This window comes from Prauserella endophytica (assembly GCF_005146945.1).
In the GTDB taxonomy this organism is placed as follows: domain Bacteria; phylum Actinomycetota; class Actinomycetes; order Mycobacteriales; family Pseudonocardiaceae; genus Prauserella_A; species Prauserella_A endophytica.
This window is the reverse complement of record NZ_SWMS01000007.1, coordinates 162,156-188,403: the sequence shown is the minus strand read 5'-3', so window position 1 is coordinate 188,403 and position 26,248 is coordinate 162,156. Positions and strand designations below refer to the sequence as shown.

At 71.1% G+C, this 26,248-nt stretch carries 27 protein-coding genes; 18 read left to right on the top strand and 9 right to left on the bottom strand.

The annotated features are described in order from the left end of the window. The 10 genes from FCN18_RS15345 to FCN18_RS15300 all read left to right on the top strand — a co-directional run bounded on the left by FCN18_RS15345 (window position 1) and on the right by FCN18_RS15300 (window position 10,788). Window positions 1-957 (top strand): LLM class F420-dependent oxidoreductase, encoded by a 957-nt coding sequence (locus FCN18_RS15345; protein WP_137095421.1) that lies wholly within the window; start codon window positions 1-3, stop codon window positions 955-957. A gap of 204 nt (window positions 958-1,161) precedes the next feature. Continuing rightward, window positions 1,162-2,115, top strand: coding sequence for an ABC transporter permease (locus FCN18_RS15340; RefSeq protein ID WP_112267604.1), 954 nt, complete (start codon window positions 1,162-1,164; stop codon window positions 2,113-2,115). Next, window positions 2,112-2,996 carry an ABC transporter permease gene (locus tag FCN18_RS15335; RefSeq protein ID WP_112267602.1) on the top strand — a complete coding sequence of 295 codons (885 nt, stop codon included), beginning with the start codon at window positions 2,112-2,114 and terminating at the stop codon, window positions 2,994-2,996. The genes FCN18_RS15340 and FCN18_RS15335 overlap by 4 nt, the downstream gene beginning before the upstream one ends. 54 nt (window positions 2,997-3,050) lie before the next feature. Next, complete coding sequence (locus FCN18_RS15330; RefSeq protein WP_112267600.1) at window positions 3,051-4,616, top strand: ABC transporter substrate-binding protein; 1,566 nt, start codon at window positions 3,051-3,053, stop codon at window positions 4,614-4,616. A 19-nt stretch (window positions 4,617-4,635) separates the two neighbouring features. Then, window positions 4,636-5,652 (top strand): ABC transporter ATP-binding protein, encoded by a 1,017-nt coding sequence (locus FCN18_RS15325; RefSeq protein ID WP_112267598.1) that lies wholly within the window; start codon window positions 4,636-4,638, stop codon window positions 5,650-5,652. Then, window positions 5,642-6,652: an ABC transporter ATP-binding protein gene (locus tag FCN18_RS15320; protein ID WP_112267596.1), complete on the top strand. Its 1,011-nt coding sequence runs from the start codon at window positions 5,642-5,644 to the stop codon at window positions 6,650-6,652. The genes FCN18_RS15325 and FCN18_RS15320 overlap by 11 nt, the downstream gene beginning before the upstream one ends. After that, window positions 6,652-8,061 (top strand): class I adenylate-forming enzyme family protein, encoded by a 1,410-nt coding sequence (locus tag FCN18_RS15315; RefSeq protein WP_137095420.1) that lies wholly within the window; start codon window positions 6,652-6,654, stop codon window positions 8,059-8,061. The genes FCN18_RS15320 and FCN18_RS15315 overlap by 1 nt, the downstream gene beginning before the upstream one ends. Next, window positions 8,039-8,944: an acyl-CoA dehydrogenase family protein gene (locus FCN18_RS15310; protein WP_112267592.1), complete on the top strand. Its 906-nt coding sequence runs from the start codon at window positions 8,039-8,041 to the stop codon at window positions 8,942-8,944. Before FCN18_RS15315 ends, FCN18_RS15310 begins: the two co-directional genes overlap by 23 nt. Next, the gene (locus FCN18_RS15305; protein ID WP_137095419.1) at window positions 8,931-10,019 is read left to right on the top strand and encodes an acyl-CoA dehydrogenase family protein; all 1,089 of its coding nucleotides are present in this window, start codon (window positions 8,931-8,933) and stop codon (window positions 10,017-10,019) included. Before FCN18_RS15310 ends, FCN18_RS15305 begins: the two co-directional genes overlap by 14 nt. Window position 10,020: 1 nt before the next feature. Further along, the gene (locus FCN18_RS15300) at window positions 10,021-10,788 is read left to right on the top strand and encodes an enoyl-CoA hydratase/isomerase family protein (protein ID WP_112267588.1); all 768 of its coding nucleotides are present in this window, start codon (window positions 10,021-10,023) and stop codon (window positions 10,786-10,788) included. Here the strand turns inward: FCN18_RS15300 and FCN18_RS15295 are convergent. Together FCN18_RS15295 and FCN18_RS15290 are read right to left on the bottom strand one after the other, a co-directional pair. Then, window positions 10,785-11,369: an SDR family NAD(P)-dependent oxidoreductase gene (locus FCN18_RS15295; protein ID WP_206077904.1), complete on the bottom strand. Its 585-nt coding sequence runs from the start codon at window positions 11,367-11,369 to the stop codon at window positions 10,785-10,787. The two genes, FCN18_RS15300 and FCN18_RS15295, sit on opposite strands and share 4 nt — an antisense overlap. 28 nt (window positions 11,370-11,397) lie before the next feature. After that, window positions 11,398-12,159, bottom strand: coding sequence for an SDR family NAD(P)-dependent oxidoreductase (locus tag FCN18_RS15290; protein ID WP_137095418.1), 762 nt, complete (start codon window positions 12,157-12,159; stop codon window positions 11,398-11,400). 54 nt (window positions 12,160-12,213) lie between these two features. Here FCN18_RS15290 and FCN18_RS15285 point away from each other — a divergent pair, with 54 nt between their 5' ends. Beyond that, a complete protein-coding gene (locus FCN18_RS15285; RefSeq protein WP_137095417.1) occupies window positions 12,214-13,647 on the top strand; it encodes a class I adenylate-forming enzyme family protein in 1,434 nt (477 codons plus the stop codon). Continuing rightward, window positions 13,640-14,779 carry a thiolase family protein gene (locus tag FCN18_RS15280; protein ID WP_137095416.1) on the top strand — a complete coding sequence of 380 codons (1,140 nt, stop codon included), beginning with the start codon at window positions 13,640-13,642 and terminating at the stop codon, window positions 14,777-14,779. Before FCN18_RS15285 ends, FCN18_RS15280 begins: the two co-directional genes overlap by 8 nt. 37 nt (window positions 14,780-14,816) lie before the next feature. Here the strand turns inward: FCN18_RS15280 and FCN18_RS15275 are convergent, their stop codons facing one another. From FCN18_RS15275 to FCN18_RS15265, 3 genes are read right to left on the bottom strand one after another with little or no spacing between them, the layout of a single operon-like run. Then, window positions 14,817-15,854 carry an NAD(P)H-dependent amine dehydrogenase family protein gene (locus FCN18_RS15275; protein WP_112267580.1) on the bottom strand — a complete coding sequence of 346 codons (1,038 nt, stop codon included), beginning with the start codon at window positions 15,852-15,854 and terminating at the stop codon, window positions 14,817-14,819. 31 nt (window positions 15,855-15,885) lie between these two features. Further along, window positions 15,886-16,707: an acyl-CoA thioesterase gene (locus tag FCN18_RS15270; protein WP_137095415.1), complete on the bottom strand. Its 822-nt coding sequence runs from the start codon at window positions 16,705-16,707 to the stop codon at window positions 15,886-15,888. A gap of 54 nt (window positions 16,708-16,761) precedes the next feature. Continuing rightward, window positions 16,762-17,415 carry a TetR/AcrR family transcriptional regulator gene (locus tag FCN18_RS15265; RefSeq protein ID WP_137095414.1) on the bottom strand — a complete coding sequence of 218 codons (654 nt, stop codon included), beginning with the start codon at window positions 17,413-17,415 and terminating at the stop codon, window positions 16,762-16,764. 206 nt (window positions 17,416-17,621) lie between these two features. Here FCN18_RS15265 and FCN18_RS15260 point away from each other — a divergent pair, with 206 nt between their 5' ends. The 4 genes from FCN18_RS15260 to FCN18_RS15245 are packed head-to-tail and all read left to right on the top strand — an operon-like array spanning window position 17,622 to window position 21,292. Beyond that, entirely contained in the window at window positions 17,622-18,914 is a 1,293-nt protein-coding gene (locus FCN18_RS15260; protein WP_112267574.1) for an aromatic ring-hydroxylating oxygenase subunit alpha, read from the top strand. Between the two features lie 20 nt (window positions 18,915-18,934). Continuing rightward, window positions 18,935-19,264 (top strand): hypothetical protein, encoded by a 330-nt coding sequence (locus tag FCN18_RS15255; protein ID WP_112267572.1) that lies wholly within the window; start codon window positions 18,935-18,937, stop codon window positions 19,262-19,264. 10 nt (window positions 19,265-19,274) lie between these two features. Next, complete coding sequence (locus FCN18_RS15250; RefSeq protein ID WP_206077903.1) at window positions 19,275-20,537, top strand: metal-dependent hydrolase family protein; 1,263 nt, start codon at window positions 19,275-19,277, stop codon at window positions 20,535-20,537. Continuing rightward, the gene (locus tag FCN18_RS15245) at window positions 20,534-21,292 is read left to right on the top strand and encodes an SDR family NAD(P)-dependent oxidoreductase (protein ID WP_137095413.1); all 759 of its coding nucleotides are present in this window, start codon (window positions 20,534-20,536) and stop codon (window positions 21,290-21,292) included. Before FCN18_RS15250 ends, FCN18_RS15245 begins: the two co-directional genes overlap by 4 nt. Window positions 21,293-21,295: 3 nt before the next feature. Here FCN18_RS15245 and FCN18_RS15240 read toward each other — a convergent pair whose 3' ends face one another. Genes FCN18_RS15240 through FCN18_RS15225 form a run of 4 tightly spaced genes read right to left on the bottom strand, consistent with a single transcriptional unit; the run spans window position 21,296 to window position 24,129 of the window. Beyond that, window positions 21,296-22,078, bottom strand: a complete 783-nt coding sequence (locus FCN18_RS15240) for an acyl-CoA dehydrogenase family protein (protein WP_206077902.1) — start codon at window positions 22,076-22,078, stop codon at window positions 21,296-21,298. A gap of 2 nt (window positions 22,079-22,080) precedes the next feature. Beyond that, the gene (locus FCN18_RS15235; protein WP_112267565.1) at window positions 22,081-23,169 is read right to left on the bottom strand and encodes an acyl-CoA dehydrogenase family protein; all 1,089 of its coding nucleotides are present in this window, start codon (window positions 23,167-23,169) and stop codon (window positions 22,081-22,083) included. Beyond that, the gene (locus tag FCN18_RS15230; protein ID WP_137095412.1) at window positions 23,166-23,594 is read right to left on the bottom strand and encodes a nuclear transport factor 2 family protein; all 429 of its coding nucleotides are present in this window, start codon (window positions 23,592-23,594) and stop codon (window positions 23,166-23,168) included. The genes FCN18_RS15235 and FCN18_RS15230 overlap by 4 nt, the downstream gene beginning before the upstream one ends. 4 nt (window positions 23,595-23,598) lie before the next feature. After that, window positions 23,599-24,129: a carboxymuconolactone decarboxylase family protein gene (locus FCN18_RS15225; protein ID WP_137095411.1), complete on the bottom strand. Its 531-nt coding sequence runs from the start codon at window positions 24,127-24,129 to the stop codon at window positions 23,599-23,601. 491 nt (window positions 24,130-24,620) lie between these two features. On the opposite strand from FCN18_RS15225, the gene FCN18_RS15220 reads away from it, so the two are divergent. Together FCN18_RS15220 and FCN18_RS15215 are read left to right on the top strand one after the other, a co-directional pair. Further along, on the top strand, window positions 24,621-24,941 hold the full coding sequence (locus FCN18_RS15220) for a hypothetical protein (protein WP_137095410.1): 321 nt from the start codon (window positions 24,621-24,623) through the stop codon (window positions 24,939-24,941). Window positions 24,942-24,952: 11 nt separating this feature from the next. Next, complete coding sequence (locus FCN18_RS15215; RefSeq protein WP_112267561.1) at window positions 24,953-26,248, top strand: amidohydrolase family protein; 1,296 nt, start codon at window positions 24,953-24,955, stop codon at window positions 26,246-26,248.

Here is a 26,248-nt window from a genome sequence, read left to right as displayed (position 1 = left end):
ATGCGGATCGGTGTGATGGTCGGGCCCGAGCGGGGCGACTCGGCGCGCAAGGCGGGGCGGATGCTCGCGGACGTCGAGTGGGCCGAGTCCGCCGGGATGGACACGGTGTGGGTGCCCCAGGTGCCCGGCGACTTCGACGCGTTGCTCGCCGTGGCGCTGATGGGCACCCGCACGACCCGGATCGAGCTCGGGACCGCGGTGGTCCCGCTTCAGCCGCAGCATCCGGTGGCGCTGGCTAGGCAGGCGCTGTCCGCCCAGGCGGCGACGGGCGGTCGGCTAGCGCTGGGGGTCGGGCCGTCGCACCACTGGATCGTGCGCGACATGCTCGGCCTGCCCTACGAGCGGCCGGCGGCGTTCACCAGGGACTACCTCGACGTGCTCGACGCCGCGCTGCGCGGGCCAGGCCCGGTCGACGTCGAGAACGGCACGTTCACCGTGCACAACCCGCTCGAGATCGGCCCCGTGGCCCCGCTGCCGGTGCTCGTCGCCGCGCTGGGTCCGGTGATGCTGAAGCTCGCGGGGGAGCGGGCGGACGGGACCGTGCTGTGGCTGGCCGACGAGCGCGCGGTGGGCGAGCACGTCGCGCCGCGCATCACGAAGGCCGCCGCCGAGGCGGGGCGGCAGCCCCCGCGCATCGTCGCGGGCATCCCGGTCTGCCTTTGCCGTCCGTCCGAAGTGGAGGACGCGAAGGCGAGGGCGAACCGGATCCTCGGCGAGGCGGAGATCTCGCCCAACTACCAGCGCCTGCTCGACCACGGTGACGCGCGCGACGTCGGCGACCTGTGCGCGGCGGGAGACGAGCGCGCCATCGCGGCGCGGTTCCGCCGTTTCGCCGACGCCGGGGTCACCGACCTGTCGGTCCGCCTGCTGCCCATCGGCGACGGGCGGGACGAGCTGGTCGCCTCCAAGCGCAGGACCAGGGAGATGATCGCCGCCCTCGCGCGGGAGTTCAGGTGATCAACCAGCATGTTCTCTGATGAGATACTTGTGATTGCCAGATAGCGAGAATATGATTCTCGACGTGGTCGACGCCGACCGGTTCCGGGTCACGAGCCCCTCCGGCCGGGGTCGCGGGCGCCGTGGCGGAGCGGGCTCCTCACGCGGCACGGCGCAGGGAACGCCCGCCCCGCTCAGCCGAGTGCTTCACCGAAAGCGAGTCGCATGGTGCTCCCCGTTCTGAGTCGGATAGGCCGCAGCCTGCTGGTGGTGCTGCTGGTCACCATGGCCGTGGTGCTGCTGATGAGCCTGGCGCCGGGGTCGGCCGCCGAGGTGATCCTCGGCGAGGCCGCGACCCCGGAGGCGGTCGCGGCGCTGAACGCGAAACTGGGTCTCGATCAGCCGCTGTGGGCGCAGTACCTGAACTGGCTCGGCGACGCCGTGCGCGGCGACCTCGGCGAGTCGCCCGTGACGGGCCAGCCGGTCACCGAGGCCATTGTGGAACGACTGCCGGTGACGTTGCAGCTGGCGGTCATGGCCCTGCTGCTCGCGCTGGTCGTCTCGGTGCTGCTGGCCGTCGCCTCCGCGGTGCGGCCGAACAGCCTCGTCGACCGCGCGATCAACGCGGTGTCGTCGGTGTTCCTCTCGGTGCCGGCGTTCATCGCGGGGCCGCTGCTGATCTACGTCTTCGCGCTCCAGCTCGGCTGGTTCCCGGTGACCGGATGGTCGCGCCTGAGCGACGGCATCGGACCCAACCTCCTCGGCGCGCTGCTGCCCGCGATCGCCATCGCGCTCACCGAGATCGCGGCGTTCCACCGTGTGCTGCGCGCCGACCTGATCGGCACGCTGCGCGAGGACTTCGTCGGCGCCGCAAGGGCGAAGGGCATGAGCGGTGCCTACGTGATGCTGCGGCACGCCTTGCGGCCGTCGTCGTTCTCGCTCGTCACGCTCGCCGGCATCAACCTGGGCAGGCTCATCGGCGGCACGGTGATCGTCGAGTCCCTCTTCGCCCTGCCCGGGCTGGGCCAGCTGCTCGCCACGTCGATCGTCACCCGCGACGTGGTGACGGTGCAGGGCGTCGTGGCCTTCATCGCGGTGGTCTACGTCGGCGTCAACACGGCGGTGGACCTCAGCTACCGGTTGATCGACCCGAGGATCAGGAAGGTGGCCACCGCATGACCACCCAGTCCCACGCCGTCGCCGGTGTCGCGGCGCAGGCCGAGCCCGCCGTCCCCCGCGTGCGGCGGACCAGGTCGATCCTCGTCGCACTCGCCTACGGGTGGCTGTTCACGGTGATCGCGGTGGCGTTGCTGGCCGACGTGCTGCCGCTGACGTCCTACGCCACACCCGTCGGCTTTCCCCGGCAGGGCCCGCAATGGGGTTCGCTGGACCTGCTGCTGGGCACCGACACGCAGGGCCGCTCGATCCTCGCGCGCTGTATCCACGGGGCCCGCGTCTCGCTCGTGGTCGGCGCGGTCGCCGGTCTGCTCGGCTTCGTGATCGGCACGACGCTCGGCATGCTCGGCGGCTACCTCGGCGGGAGGTTCGACTCTCTCGTGCGCCTGATCGCCGACACGATGCTGGCGTTTCCGCCGCTGATCCTGCTGCTGGCGCTGTCGTCGATCCTCACCCCGAGCGTGCGGACGCTGCTGGTGGGGTTGACGCTGCTCGTCGTGCCCACGTTCACGCGGCTGGCGCGGGCCAACACGCTGGCGTGGTCGGCGCGCGAGTTCGTGCTCGCCGCCAGGAACATGGGCGCGGGGCACCGGCGCATCCTCCTCAAGGAGATCCTGCCCAACGTGCTGCCCGCGCTCGGCGCGTACCTGCCGATCGTGATGGCCGCTCTGATCGTGGCCGAGGGCTCGCTGAGCTTCCTCGGGCTCGGCATCCCGCCACCCACGCCCAGCTGGGGCGGGATGATCTCCGACGGCAAGGACGCCATCGCCGACTTCCCGCACCTGGTGTTCATCCCCGCGCTCGTCATCTTCCTGACCGTCTTCTCGCTGAACCAGGCGGGCGACCACCTGCGACAGCGGTTCGACCGCACCCTCCACGACTGACCGGCCATCCGGTCCCGTTCTTTCCGTTCCCCGAACCCTGATGAGAGGTCGACGATGATCCGAAGCAGGCGTTTCCCGGCCGCCGTGGCGGCGTGTCTCGGCGCTCTCGTACTGGCGGCCTGCGGCGGAAGCCCGTCCGCGGGAAACTCGGGCGAACCCGTCGGTGACCCGGTGGCGGGTGGCACCGCCAACGTGATCCAGATCGGCGAGCCACGCAGCCTCGACCCGGCGTCGCTGTCCAACGCGTGGGTGCTCAACGCCTTCCTCGGCAACGCGTTGTACGGCACGTTGCTCACTAACGACTCCCGAACCGGGGAACTCCGGTACAACCTGGCCGAGAGCTTCGGCACGAGAGACAACGGAGCCACGTTCGACCTGAAGCTCCGCGAAGGGCTCGAGTTCACCGACGGCACACCGCTGAACGCCGAGGCCGTGAAGTTCAACTGGGACCGGTTCAAGGACCCGCAGCTCGGCTCCACCACCATGCAGGAGGCGTCGATGATCGCCTCGACCGAGGTCGTCGATGCCCGCACGCTGAAGATCACGATGGTCGAGCCGGTGCCCAACTTCGCGTGGGCCGTGGTCACCACCTCGCTCAACTGGGTGGCCTCGCCGAAGGCGTTGCAGGCAGGACGGGATTCGTTCGACGCCGAACCCGTTGGCGCGGGGCCCTACACGCTCGACCAATGGACCCGCCAGGACCGCATCGAGCTCGTGAAGAACCCCGGCTACTGGGACGCGCCCAAGCCGTACCTCGACCGCATCACGCTCCGCGCCGCCGCCGATCCCACGCAGCGGATCAACACGATGATCAGCGGCGGCGCCGACCTGTCCATCGAGACCAACTGGACGATCCTCGCCAAGGCCGAGGAGTCGGGGCTCCAGACCGACGTCGTGCCGCTCAACGGCGGGCAGTACGTCGTCATGAACATGCGCAAGGCGCCGTTCGATGATGTGCGCGCACGCCGGGCGATCGCGGCGGCGCTCGACCTCAGGGCGATGGACGCCGTCGTCTACAGCGGCAAGGGCAAGCTCGTGCCGTCCTTGTTCACCGATTCCTCCCGGTTCCACACCGGTCAACGGCTGGCCACCCAGGACAAGGACGAGGCGCAGCGGCTCTTCGACGAGCTCGCCGCCGATGGCAAGCGCGTCTCGTTCACGTTCACCACGTTCCCGACACCGGAGAACCGCTCCGTCGCCGAGGCCGTGCAGGCGCAGCTGTCGGCGTTCCGCAACGTCAGCGTCGAGGTGAAGACCGTCGACCTCACCGAAACGGCACGGCTTCACCTCACCCACGACTTCGAGATGATGGTGTCCTCCGCGCACTTCGCGGACCCCGAACCGCGACTGTGGACGGCGTTCCACAGTGGATCGCGGGCCAACATGTCGGGCATCGCGGACGAGCGGCTCGACGCCGCGCTCGACGCGGGCCGGACGGCGACCACGCTGGAGGACCGCAAGGCGGCCTACCGGACCGTGCAGGAACGGCTGATCGAGCTGGTGCCCGGCGTCTTCTACACGCGGACCTCGCCTTCGGTGATGGCGGCGCAGAACATCCACGGCATCACGCAGTACGGCCAGGGCTCGCTGTTGCCCGAGGAACTGTGGATCCAGGAGTGACAGGAGGCCGTGGCCGATCATGAGTGCTGAACCCGTGCTGCAGGTCCGCAACCTGCGTGCCCACATCGGCACCGCGCGCGGTGTCGTGCGGGCGGTCGATGACGTGTCCCTCGACGTCGACCGCGCGCAGGCGCTGGGCGTGGTGGGCGAGTCCGGATCCGGCAAGTCCGTGATGGCCAAGGCGGTCATGGGCCTGCTGCCGCCGAGAGCGGCGTGCTCCGGCGAGGTCCTGTTCGAGGGCAGGGACCTGCTCTCGTTGCCGCGCAAGGAACGCGCCCAGATCTGGGGCAAGCAGATCGCGATGGTGTTCCAGGACCCTGGCCGCTCCCTCAACCCGGTGGTGCGCATCGAACGCCAGCTCACCGAGGGCATGCGCAGGCTGCTCGGCACGAGCAGGTCGGAGGCGAGAGGCAAGGCGCTGGAGCTGCTGAGCGAGGTCGGCGTGCCCGATCCCGAGCGGAGGCTGCGCAACTACCCGCACGAGCTGTCCGGAGGCATGCGCCAGCGCGTGATGATCGCGATCGCGCTGGCATGCGAGCCCGACCTGCTCATCGCCGACGAGCCCACCACCGCGCTGGACGTGACGATCCAGCGGCAGATCCTCGATCTGCTGCGCCGGGTGCAGCGCGATCGCGGGATGTCGCTCGTGCTCATCAGCCACGACCTCGCGGTCGTCGCCGGGCGCACCGACCGGGTCGCCGTGATGTACGCGGGCAGGCTCGCCGAGGTCGGCGCCACCAGGTCGGTGTTCGACAGCCCCCGGCACCGCTACACGCACGCCCTGCTGGAGGCCACCCCCGCGCTCGACCACGAGCGCAACGCGCCGCTGCGCCTGATACCCGGTTCGCTGCCCGACCCGACCGACCCGCCACCGGGCTGCCGGTTCACGGCGCGCTGCGCGCAGGTCGAGGACGACTGCCGCGACCCTGGCCCGAGCATGGCCCTGGTCGGCGCCGACCACTACGCGGCGTGCACCCGCCCGGTGGCAGCGGGCGACGTGCCGCTGCCCGTGGGAGGTGGCTCCGGTGGCCGGTAGCGGAACGGCGCACCTGCGCGGCGACGAGGCGCTGCTGAGCGTGCGGGACCTCGTGGTCGAGTACCCCGGCAAGGCCGGGACCGTTCAGGCGGTGTCCGGGGTCAGCTTCGACGTCCTGCCCGGCGAGACGCTCGGGATCGTCGGCGAGTCCGGCTGCGGCAAGTCCACCACCGGCCGGGCGCTGCTGCGGCTCGACCGCCTCACCGGTGGGCGGATCTCGTTCGAGGGCGAGTCGATCGAGCAGGCGAGCGAGCAGCGCATGCGCACGCTCCGGCGGCACATGCAGATGATCTTCCAGGATCCGGTGGCTTCGCTGAACCCGAGGCGCTCGGTCAGGGACATCGTGGTGGAGGGCCTCGCGATCGCCGGGGCCACGGCAGGGGAGCGGGAGCAGGCGTCCGCCGACGTCCTGGAGAAGGTCGGCCTCTCGGGCGAGCGGTTCGCGGGCATGCTGCCGAGGCAGCTCTCCGGTGGTCAGGCCCAGCGGGTCGCGATCGCGCGCGCTCTCGCGGTGGGCCCGCGCCTGCTGCTGTGCGACGAGCCGGTGTCCGCATTGGACGTCTCGGTGCAGGCGCAGATCCTCAACCTCCTCGCGGAGCTGAAGGCCGAGTACGACCTGACCGTGCTGTTCATCGCCCACGACCTCGGGGTGGTGCGCACGATCAGCGACAACGTCATGGTCATGTACCTGGGCAAGGTCTGCGAGTTCGGCGACGCCGTGGGCGTCTACGACGAGCCAGCGCACCCCTACACGAAGGCACTGCTCGACTCGGTCCCGCTGACCGACCCCGACCGAGGCTTCGCCGGTCCCGCTCTGGAGGGCGACGTGCCGTCGCCGCTGGCGCCGCCGTCTGGTTGCCGGTTCCGCACCCGGTGCCCGCTGGCGCAGGACCGGTGCGCCGCCGAGGAACCGCAGCTGCGCGAGGTCCGGCCGGGACAGTACGCGGCCTGCCACTTCCCGCTGTACCAGGCGGATCCGGCGACGAACGGGGCGGCGTGATGGTGGAGAACGAACCGGTGGCGCTCGTCTTCGAGGACCAGGCGTACACCCGCGCGGAACTGGACGCCCTCTCCGCCGGCCTCGCCGCGACCCTCTCCGCGCGAGGCGTGCGGGCGGGCGACCGGGTGGCGCTCATGTCGTCGAACCGGCCCGAGTTCGTGGTCGCGGTGCGGGCGATCTGGCGGCTGGGCGCGGCGGTCGTGCTCATCAGCCCGGCGTGGAAGCGCGCGGAGGTGCGGCACGCGCTGGAAGTGACCGACGCGGCCCACGCGGTCGGCGACCACCCGGTGCTCGCGGGCCTGCGGCCGATGCTGTCGCTGGAGGAGCCCATCGCGCCGGGTGACCCCGGCTCCGAAGCCCGCGATCCGGACAGCGACGCCGTGCTGGTGTTCAGCTCCGGCACCACGGGGATGCCGAAGGCCGTGCGGCACACGCACCGCTCGTTCGCCGCCGCCGTGCGCCATTGGCACGACGCGCTGGAGCTGGGCCCGGCCGACCGCATCCAGATCGTCACCCCGCCCTCGCACATCCTGGGGCTGCTCAACATCGTCACCGCGCTGGAGTCCGGCACGTGGGTGCGGCTGCACCGCCGGTTCGACCTCGATCGCCTGCTGCACCACATCCAGTCCGACCGGATCACCGTCGAGATGGCCGTCGCGCCGATCGCGCTGGCGATCGCCTCACATCCGGAGCTGGAGTCCTACGACCTCTCGTCGTTGCGCTACATCATGTGGGGCGCCACGCCGGTGACGCCGAGCGTCGCCGAGACCGTGACCAGGCGGACCGGCGTAGGGTGGGTCCCCGCCTACGGGGCCAGCGAGCTTCCGGTGATCGCGTGCAACCCGCTGAAGGGCGCCCGGCTCGACAGCGCGGGCAGGGCCGTTCCCGGCGTCACGCTGCGGGTGGTGTCGCTCGAGACCGGCGAGCCGGTCGCGCCCGGCGAGACCGGTGAGATCCAGGCGAAGGCCGAGTCGCTCATGGCCGGGTACCTGCCCGCCGAGGCGACCCAGGAGGCGTTCCACGACGGCTGGTACCGCACCGGCGATGTCGGCCACCTCGACGCCGACGGCTGGCTGCACCTCACCGACCGCTCGAAAGAGATGATCAAGGTCAAGGGCTTCCAGGTCGCGCCCGCCGAGGTCGAGGCGGTGCTGCACGGGCACCCCGCCGTCGCCGACTGCGCGGTGTTCGGCGTGCCCGACCCGTCCGATGGCGAAGCGGTGATCGCGGCCGTCACCACGGCGGAACCCGTGGAGGCCGAGAAGCTCATCGCGCTGGTCGGGGAGTCGCTCGCCTCCTACAAGCGCCCGCGCGAGGTCGTGTTCGTGCCCGAGATCCCGCGCCTGCCCTCCGGCAAGGTGCTGCGCCGAGTTCTCAAGGAGAGCCATGGACGTCCGGCTGACCAGTGAGCAGCGGCAGCTGCGCGACGCGGCCGCGAAGCTGGCCGACGACCTCGGCCCGGGGTCGGTTCAGGAGCTGTCCGACGACGACCGCGTCGCGCGGCTGGACAAGGCGGTCGACGGCACCGGCTGGCGCTCGCTGCGCGCCGACGGCGCGTCCGGGGTGGAGGTCGCGATCGTCGCCGAGGAGTTCGCCCGAGGCCTGGTCGACGCGGCGTTCGGCGGCCCCGTGCTCGCCGGCGAGCTGACCCGGCACCTCGGTGGAGACGCCGCGGCGGACACCATCGCCGTGGCGGGACACGCCAGGGACGCCAGGGGCGCACGCCGCGCGCTCGCCCTCGACGGCGGCCGGGTGCTGGCACACGGGCTCGGCGCCGCCGTCGCCGGCGCGGACCTGACCCGGCACACCGCCGAGGTCACCGGCGCGCCGGAGCCGCTCGGGACGCTGCAGGCGGACGCCGCCGGACGCTGGTCCGCGCTGGCGCTGGTCGTGACGTCCGCCGATCTGGTCGGCGTCTCCCGCGGCGCGCACGCGCTCGCGTGCGACTACGCGAAGGTCCGCGAGCAGTACGGCAACGCGATCGGCTCGTACCAGGCCGTGGCCCATCTGCTGGCCGAGGGACTCGCCCTCATCGAGGGTTCCGTGAGCGTCCTGCGGCACGCGGCGTGGGCGGTCGACGAGCTCGGCCCCGCTGAGGCCGTGCGGGCCGCCCGGATCGCGAAGCTCTACTGCGCGCGGGCCGCGCGGACCGTCTGCGAGACCGCCATCCAGGTGCACGGCGGCATCGGCAACACCTGGGAGTGCCTCGCGCACGTGTACCTGCGCAGGGCGCTGGCCTCGACCGACCTGTTCCCCGTCCGACTGGAGGACATCCACAGTGGACTTTCGTGACTCGCCGGAGGAGGCCGCGTTCCGCGCCCGGCTGCGGTCCTGGCTCGCCGAGCGGGCCGGGACGTTCCCGGCCGCGGGTGACGAGTACTGGGCGCGGCAGGGCGAATGGCACCAGGCGCTCTACTCGGCCGGGTTCTTCGGCCTCTCGTGGCCCAAGGAGTACGGCGGGCACGAGCTGCCGCCCGTCTACGACGTGATCCTCGACGAGGAGCTCGCACTCGCGGGCGCGCCCGCCCGTCCCAGCCTCGGCTACCTGGTCCAGGGGCTCGGCAGGCACGGCAGCGAGGAGCTGCGCAGGCGGTTCCTGCCCGGCATGATCGACGGCACGCAGCGGTGGTGCCAGGGCTTCAGTGAACCCGGCGCGGGCTCCGACCTCGCGTCGCTCACCACCAGGGCCACGCGCGAGGGCGACCAGTGGGTCATCCACGGGCACAAGATCTGGACGAGCTACTCCGACGTCGCCGACTGGTGCCTGCTGCTCGCGAGGACCGACCCCGACGCGCCCCGGCACCGCGGCATCTCCGCGTTCATCGTCTCCATGCACCAGCCCGGCATCGAGCAGCGCCCGCTGCGGATGATCAACGGCGTCACCCGCGAGTTCGGGCAGGTGCTCTTCGACGGGGCGACCGTGCCAGCCGACCAGCTGGTCGGGCAACCCGGGGAAGGCTGGGCGCTCGCCATGACCGTCGTCGGTCACGAACGTGAACCGTCCACATTGGGCTTCTCGGCGCGGTACGGCAAGCTCGTCAGGGAACTCACCGCGCGAGCGGGGGAGCGGGTGCCCGAGGAGCTGGCCTGGGCCGAGGTGCAGGCGGAGATGCTGCGACTGCACGTCCGGCGCCGCCTTTCCGAGCAGCTCGACGGCGTGGTGCACGGGCCGGACGGCTCACTGGACAAGCTGCTGATGACGTGGGTCGAGCAGTCGGTGGGCCACGCGGCACTCGCCGTGGGCGGCACCGACGACCCCGAGCTGCTGGGCGCCTACCTCTACAGCCGTGCGCAGAGCGTCATGGGCGGCACATCGCAGATCCAGAAGAACATCATCGCCTCGCGGATCCTCGGATTGGGAGCCTGACATGTACGACCTGCCGGAAGAGATCGACGTCCGTGCGGACGGTCCACTGAGGATCATCACGCTGAACCGGCCCTCCGAGCTCAACGCCGTCAACGACGCGCTGCACCGGGGGCTGGCCCGGCTGTGGCCCCGCCTCAGCGACGACCGTGCGGCCCGCGCCGCCGTGCTGACCGGTGCGGGCAAGGCGTTCTCCGCGGGCGGCGACTTCGCCTACCTCGACGAGTTGCGCCGCGACCCCGAGCTGCGCGCACGGTCCATCGCGGACGGTCGCGAGATCGTGCTCGGCATGGCCCGCTGCCGGGTTCCGGTGGTGGCGGCGGTCAACGGCCCCGCCGTGGGCCTCGGCTGCAGCCTGGTCGCGCTGAGCGACATCGTCTACCTCGCCGAGACCGCGCACCTCGCCGACCCGCACGTTCAGGTGGGACTCGTCGCCGCGGACGGCGGCCCGCTCACCTGGCCGCTGCACACGAGCATGCACCTGGCCAAGGAGTACGCGCTGACCGGCGCCCGCATCCCCGCGCAGCGGGCACGGGAGCTGGGGCTGGCCAACCACGTCGTCGCCGACCCGGTGGCCGAGGCGCTCGCCTGCGCGAAGCGGATCGCGGGCCTGCCGAGGCAGGCGGTGGAGAGCACCAAGCGGCTGTTCAACATCCAGCTCGAACGCGCGGTGCTGGCGACACTCGACTACGCCACCACCGCCGAGGAGCAGTCGTTCCAGACCGAGGACTTCCGCGCGACGCTGGAAAAGCTCCTCGACCGCCAGCGCTAGAGCTGAGCCGGGAGGCGCCGGAACTCCCCGCGAGGTCCGGCGCCTCCCGCCTCAGCCCGGAAGCGCCTCTGACCGCTGCACCGTGCCCGTGATGACGGTGGCGTCCTGCCCGGCCAGCAGCACGGCCGCGCCGGCCATCGCCTGCGGCGGCTCATGCCGACCCCGGTGGTGGTGACGGCGACCAGCGAGCCACCGCCACGGGCGCGGACATGCGGGATCACCGCCCTCGTCACCAGGAACACCCCGGTGAGGTTGACGTCGAGGCACAACTGCCAGCGCCTGAGTGGCGTCGACTCCACCGGCCCGAGCCAGAGCACCCCTGCGTTGGCGATGAGCACGTCGATGCCGCCGAACTCGGCCACCGTCGCGGCAACCGCCGACTCGACCGCCTCCTCGTTCGTGACGTCGCAGGGCACCGCGAGCGCCCTGCCGCCGCTGGCCGTGATCCGGCCCGCGACATCGTGAATGGTCCCGAGGACCTTGCCCTCGCGTTCGGACCGCGCGGCGACCGCGACGGCCGCGCCCGCCTCAGCCAGCGCGAGCGCGACCGTGCGGCCGATGCCGCGGCTGGCCCCGGCCACGAAGGCGACCTTCCCCGCCAGCGGGCGGTCATTTCGGCGGGAACCTCAGCGCGCCGTCCAGCCGGATGACCTCGCCGTTGAGGTAGTCGTTCTCGCAGATGCTCTGCACCAGCGCCGCGTACTCGGGCGAGCGGCCCATCCGCTTGGGGAACGGGACCTGCGGGCCCCAGTAGGCCTCGAGCTGGTCACCGGCCTTGCCGTAGGCCGGGGTGAGAAACGTGCCGGGGGCGATCGTGACCACGCGGACGCCGAGCGGGGAGAGGTCGCGCGCGGCGACGAGCGTCATGCCGACCACGCCGCCCTTGGCGGCGGCGTACGGCAGCTGGCCGATCTGGCCTTCGAAGGCGGCGATCGAGGCGGTGTTCACGACGACGCCACGGCCGCTCTCCAGCGGTTCCTGCCTGGCGATCGCGGCCGCGGAAAGGCGCAGCACGTTGAACACGGCGGTGAGGTAGATCTCGATGGTGGTGCGGAAGCCCGCGAGGTCGAGGGGCGTGCCGTCCTTGCCGACGAGCCGGCCGCCGCTGGCCGGGCCGCCGTGGGTGTCGACCGAGATGCGCAGCGGGCCCTCGGCCTCCGCGGCCGCGATGGCCTCTTGGACGTCGGCCTCGCTGGTGGCGTCGGTGCGCACGTAGCGAACGCCCAGCTCGTCCTCGAGTGCCTTGCCCTTGTCGTCGGCGAGATCGGCGACGACCACCTTCGCCCCCGCCGAGTGCAGGCGGCGGACGGTGGCCTCCCCGAGGCCGCCCGCGCCGCCGACCACGACCGCTGAGCTCCCACTGATCTGCATATCAGCTTTCCTCTCTTGCAACTGACGCTCTTTAGTTGAGAGAATAGCATTCTCATGAACATCAGCATGATCCTCGACATGGCGGCTTCGGCCGGTGACAGGGCAGTGGTGACCGCGGGCGGCCGTTCGCTCTCCGCCGCCGGGTTGCTGGACCTCGCCCGCCGGGCGGCCGGGCGGTTCCGCGGTCACAGCGCCGTCCTCTACCTCGGCACGAATCACCTCGCCTACCCGGTGGCGCTGTTCGGCTCCGCGCTCGCTGGGGTGCCGTTCGTGCCACTGAACTACCGGCTCGGCGAACAGCAGCTGGGCGCGCTGCGGGAACGGCATCCCGGCGCGCTCGTGCTCGAGCCCGGTGACCTCGACGCGCTGGTGGAGCCGGGCGGCGAGCCGGCGCCCGACGGCGTCGCGCCGGAGTGGGACGGCGAGGCGGTCGCCGTGCTCATCTACACGAGCGGCACCACCGTCGAGCCGAAGGCCGCGGTGCTGCGCCACCGCCACCTGCTCGCGTACGTGCTCAACACGCTGGAGTTCGCCTCCGCGGAGGAGGGCGACGCGGCTCTCGTCGCCGTGCCGCCGTACCACATCGCCGGCCTGACGAACCTCCTCTCCAACCTCTACACCGGACGCCGCGTGGTCTACCTTCCCGCGTTCGGCGCCGCCGAGTGGCTGGAGACGGTGCGGCGCGAGCGGGTCACGCACGCCATGCTGGTGCCCACGATGCTGGCCCGCATCGTGGCCGAAGTGGACGGTGACGACGCGCGGACGCCGACGCTGCGCAGTCTCGCCTACGGCGGCTCGAGGACGCCGAGGCCGGTGCTGGAGCGGGCGCTGACGGTGTTCCCCCGCACCGGCTTCGTCAACGCCTACGGGCTGACCGAGACCGCCTCGACGGTCGCCGTGCTCGGGCCGGAGGACCACCGGCGGGCCCAGGACTCGGACGACCCCGCGGTGCGTGACCGGCTCGGCTCGGTGGGCCGGGCGCTGCCGGGCATCGAGTTCCAGATCCGCACCGAGCACGGCGCACCTGTGCCGCCGGGGGAGACCGGGCTCGTGTTCGTCCGGGGCGAGCAGATCTCCGGCGAGTACGGCGGGCGCAGCGTCCTGGACGCCGACGGCTGGTTCGCCACCCGCGACCTCGGCAGGCTCGACGCCGAGGGCTATCTGTTCATCGAGGGCCGCGCCGACGACACGATCATCCGGGGCGGGGAGAACATCGCACCCGCCGAGATCGAGGACGTGCTGCTCGGTCACCCCGGCGTCACCGAGGCCGCGGTGGTGGGCGTGCCCGACCCCGAGTGGGGCCAGCGGCTCGTCGCGGTGCTCGTCGGTGACGGCGACCCCGAGCAGATCAGGACCTGGGTCCGGGAGCGGCTCCGCTCGTCCAAGACCCCCGACACCATCGTCTTCCGTCCCGAGTTGCCCAAGACCGAGACCGGAAAGCTACTGCGCCGCGTCCTGCTGGCCGATCTGGAGAAAACCCATGCCTGAGGCAGTTCTCGTCTCCGCACTGCGCACCCCCGTCGGCACCGCCGGCAAGGGAACCCTGCGTGACACCACCGCGTTCGATCTCGCCCATCACGTGGTCGCCGCGGCCGCGGAGGGGCTCGACCCGGACCAGGTGGACGACGTCGTGCTCGGTGAGGGCCTCTACGGCGGCGGCGTGCTGGCCCGCCACGCCGCGCTCACCGCCGGCCTCACGTCGGTTGCCGGGCAGGCCCAGAACCGGCATTGCGCCGCTGGCCTCGCCGCCGTGCAGAGCGCCGCTGCGAACGTGCGCGCCGGGATGGACGAGCTCGTGATCGCGGGCGGCGTGAACTCCGCCTCCACCGCGCCCCGCCAGCAGTTCCGCGTCGACGGGGAGTGGGTCGACTGGTTCCCCCCGACCCACCCGGACCGCCCCGACGCCCCGAACCGCGACATGTCGATCACGGTGGGCTGGAACGCCGCGGTCAAGGCCGGTGTCACACGCGAGGAGATGGACGCCTGGGCGCTGCGCTCACACCGGAACGCCGTTCGCGCGATCGACGAGGGCCGGTTCCACGACGAGATCGTGCCGATCGAGACACCGCACGGGACGTTCTCCGTCGACGAGCACCCGCGTCGCGACACGAGCATGGAGAAACTCGCCGCGCTGAAGCCGCTCCATCCGGAGATCGAGGGGTTCAGCATCACCGCGGGCAACGCCTGCGGTGGCAACGACGGCGCCGCCGCGCTCACGGTCGCGACCGACCGGCTGGGCCTGCCCGCGCTGGCCACGGTGCGGGCGTGGGCCAGCGTCGGCGTCGATCCTGCCGAGACGGGCCTCGCGCCGGTCAAGGCGATCCCCAAGGCGCTCGCCAGGGCCGGACTGTCCACTCAGGACGTGGACCTGTTCGAGATCAACGAGGCGTTCGCCGCGATGTGCGTCGCCACCGTGCGGCTGCTCGACCTCGACCCCGAGCGCGTCAACGTCAACGGCAGCGGTTGCTCGCTCGGCCACCCGGTCGCGGCGACCGGCGCGCGGATGCTCGTCACCCTCGTGCACGAGTTGCGCCGGCGGGGCGGCGGCACCGGGGTCGCCGCGATGTGCGCGGGCGGCGGCATGGGGTCGGCCGTGGTGCTCGACGTCCACGCCCCGTGACCGGCGGTGGCGGGGCCGCGCGCGGCCCCGCCACCGATCAGGCCATCGCCGCGACCACCTGCGGCAGGTCCACCGTCGAGCGGATTCCCGGCTCGGCCGCGCACACCATGGGGACGGCGTTCACCGCGCGGTTGGCGGTGTAGCCGGGCGAGACGGACGCCATCCGCTCCAAGGGCACGGGGAAACGGATGTCGATGTCCAGCGGCGCGTCGCCGTCGACCGTGACGCGCCAGCCGGTGTCGCGCACGTCCCACGCCGGTTCGAGGTCGGTGGTGCAGTACCACGTGGCGCGGAACGTCAGCAGTGGTGAGCCGTCGCGCATACCCAGCGCGCTGATGCGCTGCCCGGCGACGGTGCCCTCCTCCACGGTCCCCGCCGCGATCTCGACGGTGCGGCGTGCGGTCGCGAGCTCACCGCTCGCCTCGACGGAGTCCAGCGGCAGGGACAGCGCCTCGGCGACCAGCCGCAACGACGGGCCGAAGCTGGTCCTGGCGTGCGTGAGCCTGCGTTCGTCGAACGTGGACGGTGACCGGCCGAAACCCATGACGTCGAACAGCATCGCGGGCGAGTCGCGCCGGGAGAGGTCGGCGTACTCGTCGATCCGCAGCCGCTCCAGCCGCCGCTGGATCGAGGTCAGCACCAGCGGCACGGCCTCGGTGATGAAGCCGGGACTGCTGCCGGTGCTGTGGATCGACGTCCCGCCCTCCGCGCAGGCGGCCTCGACCCGTTGCCGCAGCGAGGGTTTCATGCTCGCGGGGTGATGGAACTCCCCGCGCGTGGTCACGATGTTCGTGCCCGCGGCCAGCAGCCGGCACACCACGTCGGCATCGCACGTCAACGGCATGTACAGCACGCAGTCGGCGCCGAGCGCGAGGATTTCCTCCACGTCGCCGGTGGTGGTGACTCCGGCCGGATCACGGCCGCACAGCTCGCCCGCGTCGCGACCGGCCTTGGCCGGCGAGTGCACGTAGACGCCCGCGAGATCGAGAGCGGGATGGTCGAGGACGGCGCGCAGGGCGTGCGTGCCGATGTTGCCGGTGGCCCACTGGACCACCCGGAGCTGGCTGGTTGGCATCTGACACCTCGTTGTGTGCGGGGCACCGCGCCTAGTGCCGGAAACGGAGCAGGGCCTCCTGCGCGAAGGACGCGACGAGCGAGGCCTTCTCGGTGAGTACGTCGCCCCTGCCGAAACACCGGCCGTGTGCGATGACCGGGCTGTGCTGGCGCAGCAGCAGCCAGCCGTCGTCGCTGCGGAACGGACGGTGGAACCACACGGTGTGGGACGTGACGGCCGAGACGAACATCGTTCCCGCGTCGCGCTGGCTGACGCCGCCGAGCGGGCGCAGGGCGGTGCCGATGAGGCTCAGGTCGGTGGCGTAGGCGGTGAGCGCCGGAGCCAGCTCCCCGTTCACCTCGGGCGTACGCATCCACAGGTCGAGCTCGGGCCGCGCGGCGGCGGGGGAGTCGAGGTCGGCGGTCATCCTGGTCTCCCAGGGCAGCAGCTCGAGCTCCACCCGGTGTTCCTCACCGGGAACCGCGGGCAGCGCGGGAACCGTCTGGCGGTCCACGCCGTCCTCGGCGGCGTGCATCGACACCGAAGCCGTCGCCGCGACGCCTCCGCTCTGTCTGGCCACGATGGACAGTGAGGCGAACGAGCGCCCCTCGTGGTGGCGGCACACCTCGTAGCGCACCGGCTCGTCGGCCCTGCCCTCCTTGGGAAAGAGGACGTGCAGTGACTTGACCGCCTTGCCTGGGCACGTCAGGCACGCCGCGCGGACGAACTGGGCCAGCAGCTGTCCGCCGAACAGCCGGTGGTAGCTCAGCTGCAGGTTGCGTCCTTCGAGCACGCCGGCCGTGGCCGGTTCGCCGTTATCCCCGTGCGGGTGCAGATCGAGACAGTCGAGGAGGTCCGTCCACAGATCGCCCATCTCCTGAGTGTAGGGGAGTTCTACACTCAGGAGAATACTGTTCTCGATATCTGCTCAGTGGTTGGTGATGCCGTTGGCGCAGAAGTCCCAGATCTCGTCGGCGGTCAGTGGGTTGGCGGTCTCGTCGTCGGGCGAGCCGCTGGACTGCGCGTTGAACATCACCGTCTGCATGATCAGCGCGGCCGTGCGGCGCGGCTTGACCTCCGGCGACAGCAGGCTTGCCTCCTCGGCGTCGGCGAGCAGCTCGGTGAACACGGCGAGCACCGGCGTGTGGGCGACCTTCACCTCGGTCGGATGCGAGACCAGCAGCTGGGGCGCGAAGTCGGTGAACAGCGGACGGCGGGCGTCCGGATCCGGCCTGCAGAGCTCGAACAGCAGCTGCACGGCGACCCTGAGCCGGTCGAGCGGCTCCTTCTGTCCGGAGGCGGCGGCCCGAATCTGGTCGGCGGTGCGGTTGAGGGCGTCCTCGAAGAGGGCGAGCAGCAGCTCGTGCTTGCCGTCGAAGTGCAGATAGAAGCTGCGTAGCGACTGGCGAGAACGGTCTACGACCTCCTGCACGGTGAAGTCGGTGGTGCCCTTCTCGTCGATGATCACCTGTGCGGCGTCGAGGAACCGCTGCACGCGCTGTTCGGCCCGCACCTTGGCGGCCTTGATGGAGCGCTCGACGGCGCGCTGCCTCCAGGCGGGCTCTTCGCTCGGGCTGCTCACCGCCGGATCCGTCCTTCGTGGCACAGGAACAACATAACCGCACTGTACCGGTACGTCTCGCCTGTTCGGGGACCTGTCGGCACGGGTGTCGGAGAAGTCCCGTCCTGGCCTCCAGGCGAGCGGCACCGGTAGAGCGGAAATGGGGTTCTCAATTTTGGAGATCGTTGCTATCGTCCTATCTGGCGACAAGACCGGAGGACCACCACATGGCACACTTCACGAAGCCTGACGAGGGCAGCTGGACCGAGCACTTCAAGATCGGCACCGAGCCAATTTCCTACGAAGACTCGGTGTCACCGGAGTTCTACGAGCTGGAACGGGACGCCATCTTCCGCCGGACCTGGCTCAACGTCGGCCGGGTCGAGCAGTTGCCGAGGAAGGGCAGCTACTTCACCAAGGAGCTGGACGCGGCGCGGACGTCCATCGTGGTCGTGCGAGGCAACGATGGCGAGGTGCGCGCATTCCACAACGTCTGCAGGCACCGGGGCAACAAGCTGGTGTGGAACGACTACCCGCGCGAGGAGACGAGCGGCTTCTGCCGCCAGTTCACCTGCAAGTACCACGCGTGGCGGTACTCGCTCGAGGGCGAGCTGACGTTCGTGCAGCAGGAGGGCGAGTTCTTCGACCTGGACAAGTCCGACTACGGGCTGGTCGGGGTGCGGGCCGAGGTGTGGGAGGGCTTCATCTTCGTCAACCTCGACCCCGAGAACACCACGCCGCTGCGGGAGTACCTCGGCGAGTTCGGCAAGGGCATCGAGGGCTACCCGTTCGACAAGCTGACGCAGGTGCACAAGTACCGCGCGGAGATCGGCAGCAACTGGAAGCTGTTCATCGACGCGTTCGCCGAGTTCTACCACGCGCCGATCCTGCACGGCGGGCAGTACGAGCCCGAGGAGCGGGCGAAGATCCAGAAGTACGGCTACCAGGCGCTGGCCTACGACGTCGACGGCCCGCACAGCCTGGTGTCCTCCTGGGGTGGCATCGCCCCGCCGCAGGAGCCGAAGATGGTCAAGCCGATCGAGCGGGCGCTGCGCAGTGGCCTGTTCGGTCCCTGGGACGCGCCGGACATCGGGCTGACCACCGAGCAGCTGCCGCCGGCGATCAACCCCACCCGTGATCCCCGCTGGGGCATGGACTCGTTCGTCTTCTTCCCGAACTTCATGCTGCTGATCTGGCGGCCCAACTGGGTGCTCACCTACCACTACTGGCCCACCTCGTACAACACGCACATCTTCGAGGGCACCGCCTACTTCGTCCCGCCGAAGAACGCTTTCGAGCGCCTGCAGCAGGAGCTCGCCGTCGTCTCGTTCAAGGAGTACGGCCTGCAGGACGGCAACACCCTCGAAGCCACCCAGACCATGCTCGAGTCCGGCACCGTGACCGACTTCCCGCTGTGCGACCAGGAGATCCTGCTGCGGCACCTGCACAACACCGCCGGTCAGTACGTACGTGACTTCCAGCAGCGGCAGGCGAAGCCGGCCGCGCCGAGCCGTTCCTGAGCCTTCGAGGAGAGACGATCATGGCCAATGTCCTGCCCCCCGAGTTCGCCGACCTGGAGCCGTTCGCGGACTGGGCGATCCCGACCGAGCGTGCGCGCTACGCCAAGCGGATCGCCAGCAGCATGGACGAGCTGCAGGCGTTCTACGACGCCGCATACCCGCGCCTGGAGAGCAGCACCGAGTACCTGCAGCAGGTCTCGATGGACGACATCGGCGAGGAGGACAAGCACTTGCTGTGGCTGTTCTGCTCGCTGGTGACCGTCGCCTTCCCCGTGGAGGCCTGGCGCCAGGCCCGCGTGCCCGACAGCGGTGCCTCCAGCATCGACGCCGTGCTCGAACCCGCCGTCTGAGGACCGGACAGTGGGCCGAACGCGCGCACCGCGACCACCGATACACCTGCGGGCCGCCCGGATGCTCGACGTGGACAAGGGCGAGCTCGTCGAGCCCGGCGAGCTGCTCGTCCAGGACGGCCGCATCGCCGAGGTCGCGCCCACCACGGTGCCGGACGGCACCGTGGTGCTCGACCTCGGCGACGTGACACTCCTGCCGGGACTGATGGACATGGAGGTCAACCTCCTGCTCGGCGGCCCCGACCACCGCAGCCCGCTCAACCCCGTGCAGGACGACCCGGCCGTGCGCACCCTGCGGGCCGTCGCGAACGCGCGCCGGACCCTGCGCGCCGGGTTCACGACCGTGCGAAACCTCGGCCTCTTCGTCCAGACGGGAGGCCTGCTGCTCGACGTCGCGCTGAAGAAGGCCATCGACCTCGGCTGGATCGACGGCCCGAGGGTGGTGCCCGCCGGGCACGCCATCACGCCGACGGGCGGGCACCTCGACCCCACGATGTTCCAGGCCTTCGCCCCGCACATCATGCCGCTGACAGTGGAGGAGGGGATCGCCAACGGCGTGGCCGAGGTACGCAAGGCGGTCCGCTACCAGGTCAAGCACGGCGCGCGCGTGATCAAGGTCTGCGCGTCCAACGGGGTCATGTCGCACACCGGCCCCGCCGGCGCCCAGCAGTACTCCGACGAGGAACTCGCGGCCATTGTGGACGAAGCGCACCGGGCCGGGCTCAAGGTCGCCGCTCACTGCATGGGCGACGACGCCATCCGGGCCGCGCTCGACGCCGGGATCGACTGCATCGAGCACGGCTCCCTCGCCACCGAGGCGACCCTGCGGCGCATGCTGGAACGGGAGACGTTCCTCGTGGCCACCACCTACCTCACCGAGGGAATGGACACCTCCAACGCGGCGCCCGAGCTGCAGGCCAAGGCGGCTGAGGTCTTTCCCCGCTCGCGGGCGACGATAAGCAGAGCCATCGAGCTGGGCGTGCGCATCGCCTGCGGCACGGACGCGCCGGCGATCCCGCACGGGCGCAACGCGAAGGAGCTGCTCGCGCTCGTCCAGCGCGGGATGACACCGCTGCAGGCCATCCGGGCCGCCACCACCGTCGCCGCCGAGCTGATCGACGCCGACGACCGGGGCCGCCTCGAAGCGGGACTCCTCGCCGACATCATCGCGGTGCCCGGCGACCCGCTGGCCGACATCGGTGTCACCGAGCAGGTCCGGTTCGTCATGAAGGGCGGCCAGGTGTACCGCGACGACCGGGAGCCGTCCACATGAGACCTTCAGCGGGCAGGGTCGCCGTCGTGACCGGTGCGGCCTCGGGCATCGGCCTCGCCGTGGCGCGGCGGCTGGCCAGGGACGGCGCGCGCGTGGCCGTGTTCGACCTCGACGCCGCCGCGGCGCGGGCCGCGGCGGAACGGATCGAGGCCGATGGCGGCTCCGCGCTCCCGGCCGCCGTCGACGTCGCCGACCGCGCGAGCATCGACGAGGGACTGGGCGCGGTACGTGAGCGCTTCGGGCCGGTCTCGATCCTGGTGAACTCCGCGGGTAAGGACGGCTTCAAGAAGTTCCTCAACATCACCGAGGAGGCGTGGCAGCGGATCGTCGCCGTCAACCTCACCGGCACGTTTCACTGCTGCCAGGCCGTAGTGCCCGACATGGCCGAGGCGGGCTGGGGCCGCATCGTCACCATCTCGTCCTCCAGCGCGCAGAGCGGGCAGCCGTTCATGACGCACTACGTGGCCTCGAAGGCCGGTGTCGTTGGCTTCACCAAGGCGCTCGCGCTGGAGCTGGGGCCGCAGGGCATCACCGTGAACACGATCCCGCCCGGGTTCATCGACACCCCGATGACCCGGCGCAACGAGGCCCGCGGCTTTCTCGGCGACGGTGTCGACCACCACGCCGCGCGCACTCCGGTGCGCAGGCCGGGCACGCCGGAGGACATCGCGGCGGCGTGCGCGTTCCTGGTGAGCGAGGAGGCCGGGTACGTCACCGGCCAGGTCTTCGGCGTCAACGGCGGACGCAACACCTGAGCCCTACAGCTCGACGAGCCGGGGCGCCCTGCCGTTCTCGCGCAGGACCGTCCCGGCCTCGCGGGTCAGCTCCCGCGCGCTGCCGAGCAGGCCGTCGAGCACGAGTGCGCGCCGCACGTGCCGGTGCAGCTCGTGCTCGGCGGTGAAGCCGATCCCACCCAGCACCTGCTGGCAATGCCGTGCCGCGGTCAGTGCCGCCTGCCCCGCGGCCGCCTTCGCCAGCAGCGAGCCGAGCTCGTCCCCGGCGGCCACGAGGGTGGCCTCCGCGCCCTCGATCGCCACCAGTGTCTCGGCTAGCCGGTGCCGCACGGCCTGGAACGAGGCGATGGGTTTGCCGAACTGCACGCGGTCGAGCGCGTGGGCGCGCGCCAGCTCCAGCATGGCCCTGGCGGTGCCGACGAGCCACCAGCCGAGCGCCCTGCGGCCCTCCGCGAGCGGAACGCGCTCGCCCTCGTCGGCGTGGTGGAGCGGCAGCTCGGGGTCGAGCGCCGCGCCCGGCTGGTTGGTGCGCTCCCACCGCACCCACGCCCCGCCCGCGTAGGGCAGGGTCACCGTGCCGCCCGCCTCCCCGCCGGCCGCGGTCAGCACGACGTCGTTGATCAGTGGTGCGTGCGCGCCGGTCTCGCCGAGCAGTGAGAACACCGTGGAGATCGCGACGTCGCGCGCCTCGGTGAGCAGCTCGGCCCAGCCCAGCCCGGTCAGCACCTCGTCGAGGCCGGTGCCCGAGAGCGACGTCATAGTCTTGCGCAGCGTCTCGGCCAGCAGCTCGAGCTCGGTGGTGTCCACGGTCATTCCCTTCCCAGGCCGAGCAGCCTGCGGGCGATGATGTTGCGCTGGATCTCGGCGGTGCCGCCGTAGATCGTCGCCGCGCGTGAGTACAGGAACTCGGACCGCCACGGTGACTCGTCCAGCTCCAGCACACCGGGCAGGAGGTCGCGGGCGGTGTCGAACAGGCGCTGCTCCGCGGTGGCCAGCAGCACCTTGTCGACGGAGGTCTCGGGGCCGAGCTTCGCGCCGTCGGCGAGCCGCCGTTGTGTCGCGTGGGAGCGGCAGCGGATCGTGTGCAGCGCGAGGAACGCGGCGCCGAGCGCGCCGTCGTCGGCGGAGGAAGTCTCGGCGGTGAGCCGGTCCAGCCGCGTGTAGAGGTGGGCGATCCGGTGCCAGAAACACGTCGAGCGCTCGTGCGGCAACAGGTCCATCGCCAGGCGCCACCCGTCGCCGGGGCGGCCGAGGATCCGGTCGCCGGGCACCACCACGTCGTCGAGGAAGACCTCGCAGAACTCCTCGCGCCCGTGCATGGTCCGCAGTGGACGCACGGTGATGCCGGGGGTGTCCATGTCCAGGAAAAACGCCGTGATGCCGTCGTGCCCGGGCGCGGTGCGGGCGAGCAGCACGCAGCGCGAGGCGAACTGTGCGAGGCTGGTCCACACCTTCTGCCCGCTGACCACCCAGTCGTCCCCGCGTGGCAGCGCCCTGGTGGTCAGCGAGGCGAGGTCGCTGCCGGAGCCGGGCTCGGAGAAGCCCTGGCACCACTGCTCGCTGCCGTCGAGCAGCCTCGGCACCATCTCGGCGGCGAGCCGCTTCGGTGCGTAGGCGAGCATCGTCGGCGCGAGCACCTCGACCATCGAGTAGATGCCGGGATCGGCCAGCTCGCGGGTGGTGACCTCCTCGCCGAGCACGGCCCGCAGCACGGCGGGCCCGCCGAGCCCGCCGATCTCCTCAGGCCAGCCGTAGCGCATCCAGCCCGCGTCGAACAGAGCGCGGCGGACGCGGGCCAGCTGCGCGACCTCTCCGGCGAACGAGCCGTCGTGGCCGGGGGAGAGGTCGTGCTCGTCGAGCCAGGCCCGCACACCCGACCGGAACTCCTCGACGTTCATGCCTCGCCGCGCCGGTAGGCGTGCGGGCGGCCCGAGTCGTGGGCGCCGCTGCGGCGGATGAACGTCATCGCCCTGGTGCGCAGCCGCCAGCCGTCCTCGGTGCGCGCGTAGGTGTCGGAGTAGTACCCGATGCGCATGTCGTGGGTGGCGTGGTCGACGAAGCACAGCGGCTGCGTGCCGGTCGCGGTGTCGCCGTCGAGCTCCACCACCGGCGTGCCGGTGAGGAACAGCCCCTTCGGCGCGGCCTCCACCAGAGCGGGGAACTCGGCGAGGGGGTAGGTGTCGCCGAAGGCGCTGTATGTGCCGTCCGACGTGAACACCGCGAGCAGTCCGTCGATGTCGCCCTTGGTGATGGTCACCGCGTACCGGGCGAGCAACTGCTGGATCTCCACCAGGTCGTCGGTCGGGGAACAGCTGTGCGCCACAGGTCTACCTTTCGTGTTCCGGCTCTATGCCGAAGGTGTTGAAGGCCATCGCCATCAGGCAGTAGCCGCCGATGGTGAACACCAGGTCCATCCGCTGGCGCTCGTCGAGCCGCTCACCGAGCGCGGACCAGGTCTCGTCGGAGAGCGTGGTGTTCTCGTCCAGCTCGTCTACGGCACCGAGCACGACGCTCTCGAACTCGTCGGCCGACTTCCCGCGTCCCGCGGCCTCGATCTCGGCCTCGGTCAGGCCCAGCTCCGCGGCGAACGCGGCGTGGTGGACCCATTCGTAGGCGCAGTCGCGGCGCCGGGCCACGCGCAGGATCGCCAGCTCGCGCAGCCGGGGCGGCAGCGTCGACCGCGCCATCAGGTGCGTGCTGAAGCCGAAGAACGCCTTGGCCAGGTCGGGGTGGCGGACCAGGGTGGAGAGCGCGACGCCAGCGCCCTCGGGATCCTGGCGCTTCCTCGGGACCAGGCCGGCCAGCGCGGCACGTGTCCGATCGTCCCACTCCTCGGCGGGCAGCGGTGGCAGGCGCATCGGGTCCTCCTACCGATGAGAATGTCATTCTCATTCAACGACGACAAGATTTCCATGGGTGTGGCGCCACGTCAACTCCCTGGCGGCCGAGCTCTGCGAAGTCCCAGCTCGCGATCTTGTGTGGGCATACGCGCAACCAGGCAGGCCTGCCGTCGGAGGAGAACGCGCACCTGCCCGCGTGCTTCTCCGGCGGCCCGGGTTCGCCCAGCGCTGGCCGTGGGAGAGCCGGCTCAGTCACGGCGCGGAGCCGTCCGGCCCGAACCACGGCGCGCTCTGGTGCAGTCCGCCTTGTCCTGCCGACCGTCGCCGCCGGCAAACGGGCGGGCGCGCGGGAAGGTCGCCGGTTCGCCGCGCCGCCATGTCGAGCGCGCTGCCCGGCGCGGCCCCGGCGCGGTTGCTCCCGAGCGAAGGTTGATTCTCCTATGATGAGAAGATAGTTTTCTCTCATTGAGAGCATCAGGTTCCTGTCGACCGCGCGAAGGGGACGTCGAATGAGCTCATCAGCATCGACGCTGAGTCCCGGTGACCAGCTCGCCAGCACCGTCTGCACCACGAGGGTGGTGGTCGTCCGCGCCCCGGCCGAGGGGCAGCCGGTCATCACGTGCGGGGGCAGCCCGATGGTTCCCGCGTCGGCGGCGGCGGCCGCGCCGAAGCCGGCCGCGGCCGGCGCCACCACGCTCATCGGAAAGCGCTACGTGGACGCGAACGAGACGCTCGAGCTGCTCTGCACCGCTTCGGGGGCGGGCGAGCTCAGCTGCGACGGAGTCCCGATGACCACCAAGGTCGCCAAACCACTGCCAGCCTCGGACTGAAAGGAACCGCCATGCACCGGGACGACATGATCCTCATCAGCGTCGACGACCACATCATCGAGCCGCCCGACATGTTCGTGAACCACCTGCCGGAGAAGTACCAGAAGGACGCTCCGCAGCTGGTGCACCAGGACGACGGCACCGATGTCTGGAAGTTCCGCGACACGGTGATCCCCAACGCGGCGCTCAACGCCGTGGCCGGGCGGCCCAAGGAGGAGTACGGCATGGAGCCGCAGGGACTGGATGAGATCCGTCCCGGCTGCTACGACGTGCACGAGCGGGTCAAGGACATGAACGCGGGCGGGATGCTCGCGTCGATGAACTTCCCCTCGTTCCCGGGGTTCGCCGCGCGCCTGTTCGCCACCGAGGATCCCGACTTCTCCCTGTCGCTCGTGCGCGCCTACAACGACTGGCACATCGACGAGTGGTGCGGCGCCTACCCCGGCCGGTTCATCCCCATGGCGCTGCCGGTGATCTGGGACGCCGAGGCCTGCGCGGACGAGGTGCGCAGGGTCGCGAAGAAGGGCTGCCACTCGCTGACGTTCTCCGAGAACCCCGCCGCCCTCGGCTACCCGAGCTTCCACGACGAGTACTGGAACCCGCTGTGGAAGGCGCTGTGCGACACCAACACGGTGCTGTCGGTCCACATCGGATCGTCCGGGCGGCTCACGATCCCCGCGGTGGACTCGCCGCCGGACGTGATGATCACGCTGCAGCCGATGAACATCGTCTCGGCCGCCGCCGACCTGCTGTGGTCGCGCGTGATCAAGGAGTTCCCCGACATCAGGATCGCCCTGTCCGAGGGCGGCACCGGCTGGATCCCGTACTTCCTGGAGCGCGTGGACCGCACGTTCGAGATGCACGCGACGTGGACGTTGCAGGACTTCGGCGGCAAGCTGCCGAGCGAGGTGTTCCGCGAGCACTTCCTCACCTGCTTCATCAGCGACTCGCTCGGCGTGAAGCTCCGGCACGAGATCGGCATCGACAACATCTGCTGGGAGGCCGACTACCCGCACAGCGACTCGATGTGGCCGGGCGCGCCCGAGGAGCTCGGCGGGGTGATGGAGCGCTTCCAGGTGCCGGACTCCGACATCGACAAGATGACCTACCAGAACGCGATGCGCTGGTACTCCTTCGATCCGTTCGCGCATGTGCCGAAGGAGCAGGCCACCGTAGGGGCACTGCGCCGCGCGGCGAAGGACCACGACGTCTCCGTGCAGTCGCGCAGCCACCGGGTGATCGACCCCTCCGAGAAGCTCGAGGGCTACCGCCAGCGGGCGCGCAGGGCCGTCGCCGCGGCCCGGTGA